Origin of the sequence: Streptomyces sp. col6, from assembly GCF_008042035.1 — a bacterium.
Classification (GTDB): Bacteria; Actinomycetota; Actinomycetes; order Streptomycetales; family Streptomycetaceae; genus Streptomyces.
Map to the genome: position 1 here is coordinate 265,752 of NZ_RDBL01000029.1, position 10,733 is coordinate 276,484.

The 10,733-nt window shown below is 71.7% G+C and carries 10 protein-coding genes, 1 tRNA gene and 1 pseudogene; 8 read left to right on the top strand and 4 right to left on the bottom strand.

Features of this window, described 5'->3' with window-relative positions; translation table 11 throughout:
- Window positions 1-526, bottom strand: a pseudogene (locus EAO73_RS36930) (hypothetical protein); the annotation flags it as partial.
- Between the two features lie 5 nt (window positions 527-531).
- Window positions 532-1,509, bottom strand: a complete 978-nt coding sequence (locus EAO73_RS30415) for an SMI1/KNR4 family protein (protein ID WP_147974737.1) — start codon at window positions 1,507-1,509, stop codon at window positions 532-534.
- 312 nt (window positions 1,510-1,821) lie between these two features.
- Between EAO73_RS30415 and EAO73_RS30420 the strand changes: the two genes are divergently transcribed.
- Both EAO73_RS30420 and EAO73_RS30425 read left to right on the top strand, forming a co-directional pair.
- Window positions 1,822-2,355, top strand: coding sequence for a YwqJ-related putative deaminase (locus EAO73_RS30420; RefSeq protein WP_147974738.1), 534 nt, complete (start codon window positions 1,822-1,824; stop codon window positions 2,353-2,355).
- Between the two features lie 8 nt (window positions 2,356-2,363).
- Complete coding sequence (locus EAO73_RS30425) at window positions 2,364-2,897, top strand: SUKH-3 domain-containing protein (protein WP_147974739.1); 534 nt, start codon at window positions 2,364-2,366, stop codon at window positions 2,895-2,897.
- Window positions 2,898-3,018: 121 nt separating this feature from the next.
- Here the strand turns inward: EAO73_RS30425 and EAO73_RS30430 are convergent, their stop codons facing one another.
- Complete coding sequence (locus EAO73_RS30430) at window positions 3,019-4,344, bottom strand: sensor histidine kinase (RefSeq protein ID WP_191134286.1); 1,326 nt, start codon at window positions 4,342-4,344, stop codon at window positions 3,019-3,021.
- Window positions 4,345-4,513: 169 nt separating this feature from the next.
- Here EAO73_RS30430 and EAO73_RS30440 point away from each other — a divergent pair.
- The 6 genes from EAO73_RS30440 to EAO73_RS30465 all read left to right on the top strand — a co-directional run bounded on the left by EAO73_RS30440 (window position 4,514) and on the right by EAO73_RS30465 (window position 9,267).
- A tRNA-Gln gene (locus EAO73_RS30440) sits at window positions 4,514-4,585 on the top strand.
- A 109-nt stretch (window positions 4,586-4,694) separates the two neighbouring features.
- The gene (gene glmU, locus EAO73_RS30445; protein ID WP_147974741.1) at window positions 4,695-6,143 is read left to right on the top strand and encodes a bifunctional UDP-N-acetylglucosamine diphosphorylase/glucosamine-1-phosphate N-acetyltransferase GlmU; all 1,449 of its coding nucleotides are present in this window, start codon (window positions 4,695-4,697) and stop codon (window positions 6,141-6,143) included.
- 120 nt (window positions 6,144-6,263) lie between these two features.
- Window positions 6,264-7,238 (top strand): ribose-phosphate diphosphokinase, encoded by a 975-nt coding sequence (locus tag EAO73_RS30450; RefSeq protein WP_018524797.1) that lies wholly within the window; start codon window positions 6,264-6,266, stop codon window positions 7,236-7,238.
- A 200-nt stretch (window positions 7,239-7,438) separates the two neighbouring features.
- Window positions 7,439-8,026, top strand: a complete 588-nt coding sequence (locus EAO73_RS30455) for a 50S ribosomal protein L25/general stress protein Ctc (RefSeq protein ID WP_147974742.1) — start codon at window positions 7,439-7,441, stop codon at window positions 8,024-8,026.
- A gap of 122 nt (window positions 8,027-8,148) precedes the next feature.
- Window positions 8,149-8,742, top strand: a complete 594-nt coding sequence (gene pth, locus EAO73_RS30460) for an aminoacyl-tRNA hydrolase (RefSeq protein ID WP_147974743.1) — start codon at window positions 8,149-8,151, stop codon at window positions 8,740-8,742.
- A gap of 54 nt (window positions 8,743-8,796) precedes the next feature.
- Complete coding sequence (locus EAO73_RS30465) at window positions 8,797-9,267, top strand: hypothetical protein (protein WP_147974744.1); 471 nt, start codon at window positions 8,797-8,799, stop codon at window positions 9,265-9,267.
- 68 nt (window positions 9,268-9,335) lie between these two features.
- Here the strand turns inward: EAO73_RS30465 and EAO73_RS30470 are convergent.
- Window positions 9,336-10,733, bottom strand: a 1,398-nt coding sequence (locus tag EAO73_RS30470) for a phosphoenolpyruvate carboxylase (RefSeq protein WP_147975389.1), incomplete at its 5' end; no start/stop codon positions are given.

The window sequence follows — 10,733 nt, forward strand, 5'->3', positions numbered from 1 at the left end:
GCCGGGGACATCTCCGACGCCGCGACGAGCAAGGCCGCCCTCCCGCCGCGTGCGGGGCGCGGGAGCACGCCTCCGCCGCCTCCGGGTGCCCCCGGCACTCCGGGCGCGCGGCCGGGGCGGGCGGCGGGGTGTCCCGGTCCGCACGCCGGTCCGGGATGCCCAGCTTGTCCGCCGCCTCCTGGAGCCACTCCGGCGGGCTCAACAGGAACGACGTCTGATTCAGGTCCACCCGCTCGGGCGGCGCCGGGGCCGCCGGCTCCACGTCCTGCGAGCCGTACTCCTCCTCGTACCGCCGTATCACCTCACCGACCGGCAGTCCGGGCCACAGCGTCGCCTCGCCGCTGTCGCGCGCGATCACCATCCGCTGACGGCCGCCGTCGGACACCGGACCGTCCGCACGGTCCTCGGCCCACACCACGAATCCGAGTTCGAATTCACGCACCCGGACCTCACGGTGCTGATACGCCGGAACGTCACCGTTCACCCACTCGTCCGCGCGCTCCTGCGCCTGTGCGAAGGTCACCATCGCGCTCATCCCTCCACCGGGACGGCCTGCGCGAAGCCACCGTCCACCATCAGGTTCGCCACCGTCTCCAGCTCCGGCGGATTGCCCGCCAGACGCTGCAGGAACGCGTCGAAGTCCGCACCGCACGGCAGCAGCAGCCGGTCCACCCGCTCCTGCACCGTCCAGCCGTCACGGTCCCGGGCGTCGTCGTACGCGCAGAACCAGACCGAACCCAGGCCCTCGCCCCGCACCTTCACCGCGATCAGACCGCCCTGGACGAAAGCGACGCCGAGGTAGTCCTTCGTCAGGTGATCACGCAGGCACTTGTTGACATAGACCAGATCGTTCACGGCGGCCTCCTCGCGCACCGTGAAGAACGGCTGGTCGATCAGGAGACCCAGCTCCGCGTCCAGCGCCGTACCCGCCGGGGCCGAACCGCCGGCCGCCTTCAGGAACGAACGGTACGCACCCGGCAGCCGGTACCCGAGATCCTCCTCGACACCCAGGATCTGCTGCTCCGTCACCGCCACGGCCCCCTTCGGAAGCCGGAAGTGCGCGGGCCGCGTCTCCTGCAACGGACGCGTGCCCCGCTTGTCCTGGTCGACCTGCGTCGACGCGAGACCCCCGTGGTGACGCAGCAGCGCCTTCACCTCGACCGGGATCAGCTCCATCCGGCGGCCGCCCGGCACGTGGTGCCAGGTCCAGCCGTGCGGCGTCGCCACCGGCGGGATCGTGTCCCACAGCTCGTGCCCGGCCGCGGCCAGCGCCGCGTTCGCCGACACATAGTCCGTGAGCCGCAGCTCGTCCACGCCGAAACCCTGCGGGGGCTCCGCGATCTCCGCCGCGGCACGCGCGTACGGCGAGAAGTCCGGACACCCGTTCTCGTCCATCCGCACCCCTCTGGGGTGGCGGGACGCCCGGACCGGGTCCGGGAAGTGCACGAGCTGCCCGGCGTAGGCCGCGTTCGGTGGCGCGGCTTGCTGCCCGAGCCGACCTGTCGTCATGGCGGTTGCCCCCTGCTGCGTCTGGCTGATGAGGACCGACCCGCCCGAGGGAATCCGGCGGTCCGGGCAACAGCCTAAGCGGTGACACCCGTACGGGAACCGGCCCCGCCACCCCCGGGCCCCATCCGTCACCAACCGTCACAACCGCGTGACGGACGAGCGACGGGACGGCCACCGAACCGCGACACGCAGACACGTTTCACCGACCCAGCTTTCACAGGACCCGACACATTTGGCAGGCTGTCACCCGCATACACGGGGGGCGTGCACACAAAGCAGCGGCCGCTGCGGGCACGGGAGGGACACAGCACCATGCACACCGCACACTCTGCACAGACCGTCACGACCGGGGACCCACGACTCAGCTGGAGCAGCACCGAGAAGGGCCCCGCGCCCCGGCTCGGCCAGCGGCGCGACGGCATCCTGCCCGCCGTCGCGGCCGCCCTGTCCGTACGCGGCGAGACACTCACCTGCACCGCGGGCAAGGGCGACCAGCCGCCCGTCCTGCACCACCTCGTCCAGGACTTCCTCGACACCCTCCCCAGCGCGCAGCGCGAACGGTTCACCGGCCGCTGCCCCGAGGCCATACTGCTCTCCCGGCACCTCACCGCCGCCGAAGCCGGCCGCTCCAAGCGCGCCCAGCGCAAGCCCCTCACCAACGGCGAGGCCCGCCGCGCCCTCAAGCACGCCCGGCTCACCGCCCGCCGCATCCGCGAGGACGGCGACCCCTTGCACGGCAGCTACGCCGCCCCCTGCCGGTCCTGCGCCGTCATGCTCGCCCACTTCGGCGTCCGCCCCGTCGACCTCACCGCGAACGGCGCGGCCGCCACCGCAGAGAAGAGCTGACCGCGCCCATGCACGACCGCACCGACCTCCCCGCCCAAGCCGGGGCCGCGGGCCGCGACCGCCAGTCCGCCACGCGCTTCCCCGTCGCCGTCGACGCCGCCCTGCGCGCCGCCGGCTGGCTACCCGGCCGCTGGGACATCCGCCAGGCCGAGGAATGGGCCGACGCCCTGCGCTCGCACGCCTCGCCCGCCGGCCACCAGCACGCCGTCTTCCCGGCCGCCGTCGAGGCCTGGGCCGAATTCGGCGGCCTCCACATCACCGCCACCGCACCCGGCCGCCAGATCGCACCGCCGGCCGTCCGCATCGACCCGCTGAGCGGCCTCCACCTGGCCCGCACCCTCGGCGACCTCGGCCGCGCGCTGGCGACCGAGGTCGCGCCACTCGGCGAGGAGGGGGACGGCCAGGCCGTCCTGGCGATCGACGTGGCCGGGCGGGTCTACAGCATCGACCACACCGGGGACTGGTACCTGGGCCAGGACATCGACGCGGCGCTGGCGACGCTGGTGACGGGGTTGCAGCCGGAGCGGTTGGTTTCGGGCTGAGCGGTTGGTTCCGGGCCGAGCCGGGGTCTCCGGCGCGCCGGTGCACGCCGGGTGCGCGATCAGGGCCTCCGGCACGCCGGTTCACGCCGAGCTGGCGGCCCCCACCGCGAGGGTTCCGTCCTCAAACGCCGGACGGGCTGGGTATGGTCCCGTCGCCGCCGTCCGGCAGGACCGCCGAGACCCTGAAGCCGCCCGCGTCCGTGGGGCCCGAGACGAAGACGCCGCCCAGGCCGAGCACCCGCTCGCGCATGCCGAGCAGGCCGTTGCCGCCGCTGGGCAGGCCCGCGTCCGCCGTCGCCGCGTCCGACGGGCCGTTCTCCACCTGCATCGCGACCTCGGCGCCCCGGTGCGCCAGCCGCACCCACGTCTTCGCGCCCGCCGCGTGCTTGTGGACGTTGGTCAGGGCCTCCTGCACCACCCGGTACGCCGTCTGCTCGACCTCGGGCGCGTAGGCGCGCGCGGAACCCTCGACCGAGAGCTCCACGGTCATGCCTGCGGCCCGCGACTGGCCGACCAGGGCCTCCACCTCGACCAGCCGCGGCCCGTCCTCGGCCGCCGCCTGCGCCGCCCGGCCCACCGAGGCCAGCGGCACCTTGTCCACCCGGGTCACCATCGGCTCGCCGGTCCGCAGCACGCCCAGCATCTCGCGCAGCTCCGTCAGCGCCTGGCGGCCCATGTCCCCCACCAGCGCCGCGTTGCGCACCGCCTTCGCGGGGTCCTTGGGCGCCACCGCCTGGAGGGCCGCCGCGTGCACCACCATCAGGCTCACGCGGTGGGCGACCACGTCGTGCATCTCGCGGGCGATCCGGGTCCGTTCCTCCGTACGCGCCCACTCGGCCCGCTCCTCGGCCCGGTCCGCGAGCAGCGACAGCTCCCGCTCCAGCGAGTCCGCCCGCTCCCGCAGGCTCTCCATCAGCCGGCGCCGGGCCCCTATGTAGAGGCCGAAGAGCACCGGCGGCGCGGTCAGCCCGACGGCCATGAAGAGGGACAGCATGGGCACGTACCAGTCGCCGGGCCCGAAGTCGGCGTTCTCATCGACGCCCTGCCGCAGCCGTACGTACGTCACGATGAACGTCCCCACCAGGGACATGCTCATCAGCACCGCGGTGATCCGCCGGGGCACCTCGGACGCGGCCAGCGTGTACAGGCCGACCAGGCCCATCAGGAAACCCATCTCCGCGGGCGTCGTCGCGATCGAGACCAGCACCACGGCGATCGGCCACCGCCGCCGCACCAGCAGCACGGCCCCCGCGACCAGCCCGAACACCACCCCGAAGGGCACCGGCAGCCCGGTGTCCCCCGCGAAGTCCACCCCTTCCAGCGCACACTCCAGCGCCGAGACCAGCGCCAGCCCCACATCCAGCGCGACACTCCGTCGCCGGTCCCACCACCAGTAGCCACGGGTGGTCGGACCCGCCGCTTCCCGGTCTTCCCCCGTTGCGGTCATGGCATCCAGCGTACGGGCGCCCGCACCTCATTTTCGGGTGACCTGCACAGCACGTCGTACGTTCGGCCGAGGGCATCCGCATCCTCGTCGCGTACAAGGGGCTTGGTACGGCATAGTGTTGGGTGCCGTTCCGGCGATCCGGGCAATTGTCCGTTTCAGTCGGAGTTATTCCCCCGTGGTGTAATTGGCAGCACTGTGGCTTTTGGTGCCATCTGTCCGGGTTCGAGTCCTGGCGGGGGAGCTCTCGCGCGCGGGCCCCGACCGATCCGGTCGGGGCCCGCGCCCATGTCCGGTCCGACACCCCCCGGTATCCTGCGGATGTCCACCACCCGAAGCCGAAGGGCCTATCCGTGAGCTCCGTACGCCCGGCAGCCGTCGTCGTCCTCGCAGCGGGTGAGGGCACCCGCATGAAGTCGAAGACCCCCAAGGTTCTGCACGAGATCTCCGGGCGCTCGCTCGTCGGTCATGTCGTCGCCGCCTCCCGCGAGCTGGACCCCCAGCACCTCGTCGTGGTCGTCGGCCACGCGCACGAGCAGGTCACCGCACACCTCACCGGCGCGGACGCGCAGGTGCGCACCGCCTACCAGGCCGAGCAGAAGGGCACCGGGAACGCGGTGCGGGTCGCGCTCGACGAGCTGGGCGGGGTCGTCGAGGGCACCGTGGTCGTCGTCTGCGGGGACACCCCGCTGCTGTCCGGCGGGACGCTGGCCGCGCTCTCCGCGACGCACACCGCCGACGGCAACGCGGTCACCGTGCTCAGCGCCGAGGTCCCCGACTCCACCGGCTACGGGCGGATCGTGCGCGACGCGGCGAGCGGTGCGGTGACCGAGATCGTGGAGCACAAGGACGCGAGCGACGAGCAGCGGGCGATCCGGGAGATCAACTCCGGGGTGTTCGCGTTCGACGGGAAGCTCCTCGCCGAGGCGCTCGGCCAGGTGCGGACGGACAACAGCCAGGGCGAGGAGTACCTCACCGACGTGCTGTCGATCCTGCGCGCGGCCGGGCACCGGGTCGGCGCCTCGGTGGCGGGCGACCACCGCGAGATCCTGGGCATCAACAACCGGGTGCAGCTCGCGGAGGCCCGGCGGCTGCTGAACCAGCGGCTGCTGGAGCGGGCGATGACGGCCGGGGTCACCGTGGTCGACCCGACGTCGACGCTGATCGACGTGACCGTGACGTTCGAGCGGGACGCGATCGTGCACCCGGGGACGCAGCTGCTCGGCGCCACGCACCTCGGGGAGGACGCCGAGGTCGGCCCGAACTCGCGGCTCACGGACACCGTCGTGCACGCGGGCGCGCGGGTGGACAACACGGTGGCCGAGGGCGCCGAGGTGGGCCCGGGTGCGCTGGTGGGTCCGTACGCCTATCTGCGGCCGGGGACGAAGCTCGGCCCGAAGGCCAAGGCCGGTACGTACGTGGAGATGAAGAACGCGACGATCGGTGAGGGGACGAAGGTCCCGCACCTGTCGTACGTGGGGGACGCCACCATCGGCGACCACACCAACATCGGCGCCGCGAGCGTGTTCGTGAACTACGACGGCGTCGCCAAGCACCACACGACGATCGGCTCGCACTGCCGTACCGGGTCGGACAATATGTTTGTGGCGCCTGTCACGGTCGGGGACGGCGTCTACACCGCCGCCGGGTCGGTCATCACGAAGGACGTACCGTCCGGTTCGCTGGCCGTGGCCCGGGGCCAGCAAAGGAATATCGAGGGTTGGGTCGCGCGCAAGCGTCCCGGAAGCGCCGCCGCGCAGGCGGCTCAGGCGGCCGCGGAGGAGCCGGCCGGCGAAAGCTGACCGGAAACAGGTACGTCGCGCACCGCGTACCGTGATAGATGCTCACCCCATTTCGGCTGGCTCGTTGCACATCGGGACATCTGCGTGCGGCGCCAGGAACACGTCTGAGGAGACTGTGCTGTGACCGGGATCAAGACGACCGGCGAGAAGAAACTGATGCTCTTCTCCGGCCGCGCCCACCCCGAGCTGGCCGAGGAGGTCGCGCACCAGCTGGGTGTCGGCCTCGTGCCGACGAAGGCCTTCGATTTCGCCAACGGTGAGATCTACGTCCGCTTCCAGGAGTCGGCACGTGGCGCGGACTGCTTCCTGATCCAGAGCCACACGGCTCCGATCAACAAGTGGATCATGGAGCAGCTGATCATGCTGGACGCGCTGAAGCGCGCGTCGGCCCGTTCGATCACGGTGATCGTGCCGTTCTACGGCTACGCCCGCCAGGACAAGAAGCACCGCGGCCGTGAGCCGATCTCGGCCCGTCTGATCGCGGACCTGATGAAGACGGCGGGTGCGGACCGCATTCTCACCGTCGACCTGCACACGGACCAGATCCAGGGCTTCTTCGACGGCCCGGTCGACCACCTGTTCGCGCTGCCGATCCTGGCGGACTACGTGGGCGCGAAGGTGGACCGTTCCAAGCTGACGATCGTCTCGCCGGACGCCGGCCGGGTGCGTGTCGCCGACCGCTGGTGCGACCGTCTGGACGCCCCGCTGGCGATCGTGCACAAGCGCCGTGACAAGGACGTCGCCAACCAGGTGACCGTCCACGAGGTCGTCGGCAATGTGAAGGGCCGGGTCTGTGTCCTGGTCGACGACATGATCGACACCGGTGGCACGATCTGCGCCGCCGCTGACGCCCTGTTCGCGCACGGTGCCGAGGACGTCATAGTGACGGCGACGCACGGTGTCCTGTCGGGTCCCGCCGCGGACCGTCTGAAGAACTCGAAGGTCAGCGAGTTCGTGTTCACGGACACCCTGCCGACCCCGGGTGAGCTGGAGCTCGACAAGATCAAGGTGCTGTCGATCGCACCGACGATCGCCCGCGCCGTGCGCGAGGTCTTCGAGGACGGCTCGGTCACGAGCCTGTTCGAGGAGCAGTAGAAGAGCGGTGGAAGAGGGGCGACCGCGTCGCCGTTGATCCACTTTGGGGTGCGGCCTCCCCGCCGGGTAGACTCAGCGAGTTGCTCGGCGAGGGAGGCCGTACTCATGTACGGGGCTCCGTTATCGGCGCGCTCTTCGTAGCAGGCCTGTAGTGGGCCGGGTGACCATCCGTTTTTTCGTCACCTCACGAGGAGTGCCCCATGGCCGAGATCAAGCTCGCCGCCCAGGTCCGTACCGAGTTCGGCAAGGGTGCCGCCCGTCGCGCGCGTCGCGCCAACCAGGTCCCCGCGGTCGTCTACGGCCACGGCGCCGAGTCCGTCCACATCACGCTTCCGGCCCACGAGCTGCAGCTCGCGCTCCGCACCGCCAACGTCCTGATCGGCCTCGAGCTCGACGGCAAGGACGCCCTGGTCATCCCGAAGGCCGTGCAGCGCAACCCGCTCAAGGGCGACATCGAGCACGTCGACCTGCTGACCGTGAAGCGCGGCGAGAAGGTCAACGTCGAGATCGCGGTGCACGCCGAGGGCGACCTGGCCCCGGGCGGCAACCTGCTGGAGTACGTGCAGGCGACCCTGCTCGTCGAGGCCGAGGCCACCCACATCCCCGAGTCCGTCACGGTCTCCGTGCAGGGCCTGGACGCCGGTGCGTCGGTTCTCGCCAAGGACATCCCGCTGCCCAAGGGCTCCGTGCTCGCCGGTGACGAGGAGGCCATCGTGCTCCAGGTCGTCGCCCCGCAGGCCGAGGAGCCGGCCGCCGAGGACGCCGAGGAGGAGGGCGCGGAGGCCTGAGCCTCTGTCCGCCTGCTTGACTGACGGGGCGGTGGTCTCCCTTCCGGGAGCCGCCGCCCCGTTTTCCTGTCCGCTTCCTGTCCACGCCCGTTGTACGTGTACGAACGAGGAGACTGCGCGCGATGTCCGACGCCACCGACCCCTGGCTGATCGTGGGGCTGGGCAATCCCGGCCCCGAGTACGCGGCGAACCGGCACAACGTCGGGTTCATGGTCGCCGATCTGCTCGCCGAGCGGATCGGCGGGAAGTTCAAGCGCGCCCCGAAGGCGCAGGCGCAGGTGCTGGAGGGGCGGATCGGTCCGCCGGGCCCGCTGAGCCGGCGGGTGGTGGTGGCGAAGCCGATGTCGTACATGAATCTGTCCGGGGGCCCGGTGGCGGCGCTGCGGGACTTCTACAAGGTGCCGCTCGGTCATGTGGTGGCGGTCCATGACGAGCTGGACATCGACTACGGGACGCTGCGGCTGAAGCTGGGCGGCGGTGACAACGGGCACAACGGGCTGAAGTCGATGACGAAGGCCATGGGTGCGGACTACCACCGGGTGCGGTTCGGGATCGGCCGGCCGCCGGGGCGGATGCAGGTGGCGGACTTCGTGCTGAAGGACTTCTCGTCGACGGAGCGCAAGGAGCTGGCGTACGAGGTGGACCGGGCGGCGGACGCGGTGGAGTGCCTGCTGGCGGAGGGCCTGGAGCGGGCGCAGTCCGCGTACAACACGTAAGGGGCGCGGGCCCGGCTTGACCGGCCGCAGGGCTCTGGCCAAGGATCTGGGCCCATGAAGCGGAACCCCTCCCACCGTGCCCTGTTGTACGGCCGCAGTGCCGCGCTCGGCCTTGTCGTCCTGGTGCTGCTGGTGGCGGGTGTGCTGACGTCGTGGGACGCGGCGCACCACATCGTGCTGGCCAAGGGGCGGGAGCACGGGACGATGACGGTGACGGGGTGCGGCGACAAGGTCTGTACGGGGCCGTTCGCGCCGTCGGACGGGGGTGCCGCGCGGTCCCGGGTGTCGGTGGACAGCTCGGTGGCGGCCCGTAAGGGTGACCGTTTCCCCGTGGTGGTGAAGCCGGGGACGGACGAGGTGGTGCGGACCGGGGCGCCCGGGTTCCTGCACGCGTGGGTGCCGTTGGGCGGGGCTCTGGTGCTGGCGGCGCTGGTGATCGGCGGGGGTCTGCGGCTGACGCGTACGGCCTGGGGCACCGGGATCGCGGGCGGGGCGCTGCTGCTGGCGGCGTTCATCGCGCTCTGAGACGGTGGCCGGACGTGCGACGGGGCGCGGGGATCTCTCCCCGCGCCCCGTCGGCGTGCGGTGCCGGGTCAGCCGGTGTTGCGCAGGCCCGCGGCGACACCGTTGACGGTGAGCAGCAGGGCGCGGGCGAGCAGCGGGTCGGGCTCCTCGCCGCGTTCGGCGGCCTGGCGCTGGCGGGCGAGCAGGGACACCTGGAGGTAGGAGATCGGGTCCAGGTAGGCGTCACGGATGGCGAAGGTCTGCTGGAGCGCCGGGTGGGTGTCGAGGAGTTCCTGGCCGCCGGTGATGCGCAGGACCTCCTGCACGGTGAGGTCGTGTTCGGCCTGGATGACGTCGAAGACGTGCTTCAGCTCGTCGGGGACGAGGGTGTCGACGTAGTGCCGGGCGATGCGCAGGTCCGTCTTGGCGAGGGTCATCTCGACGTTGGAGAGGAAGTTCCGGAAGAAGTGCCACTGCTCGTGCATCTCGTCCAGGACGGTGTCGAGGCCGGCCTCGCGCAGGGCCTTGAGCCCGGAGCCGACGCCGAACCAGCCGGGGACGATCTGCCGGGACTGGGTCCAGCCGAAGACCCACGGGATGGCGCGCAGGCCGTCGAGCGAGACGCCGGAGCCGGGGCGGCGGGAGGGCCGTGAGCCCAGGTGCAGGTCGGCGAGCTGGTCGACCGGGGTGGAGGCGAGGAAGTACGACGGCAGGTCCGGGTCCTCGACGAGCTTGCGGTAGGCGGCGTGGGCGGCGTCGGAGACGGTGTCCATGGCCGCGTCCCAGCGGGCCAGGGCCTCGTCGGACTGGCGGGGCGCGGTGTGCAGGGCGGACGCCTGGAGGGTGGCCGCGACGGTCAGCTCCAGGTTCTCCCGGGCGAGGGCCGGGATGAGGTACTTGTCGGAGATGACCTCGCCCTGCTCGGTGACCTTGATCTCGCCCTCCAGGGTGCCCCAGGGCTGGGCGAGGATCGCGTCGTGCGAGGGGCCGCCGCCGCGGCCGACGGTGCCGCCGCGGCCGTGGAAGAGGCGCAGGCGTACGCCGTAGCGGTGGGCGACGTCGCGCAGGCGGCGCTGGGCGCGGTGGATCTCCCACTGGGAGGTGGTGATGCCGCCGAACTTGGAGGAGTCGGAGTAGCCGAGCATGACCTCCTGGACGTCGCCGCGCAGGGAGACGAGGCGGCGGTAGGAGGGATCGGCGAGCATCTCGTCGAGGATGACGTCGGCGGCGCGCAGCTCGTCGGTGGTCTCCAGGAGCGGGACGATGCCGATCTTGGCCCAGCCGGCGTGGAGGTCGAGGAGTCCGGCCTCGCGGGCGAGGACGGCGGCGGCGAAGACGTCGTCGGCGCCCTGGCACATCGAGATGATGTAGGACTCGATGACCTCGGGGCCGAAGCGCTCGAAGGCTTCCTTGATGGTGTGGAAGACGCCGAGGGTCTTCTCGCCGGCGGCGTCTTCCACACCATCAAGGAAGCCTTCGAGCGCTTC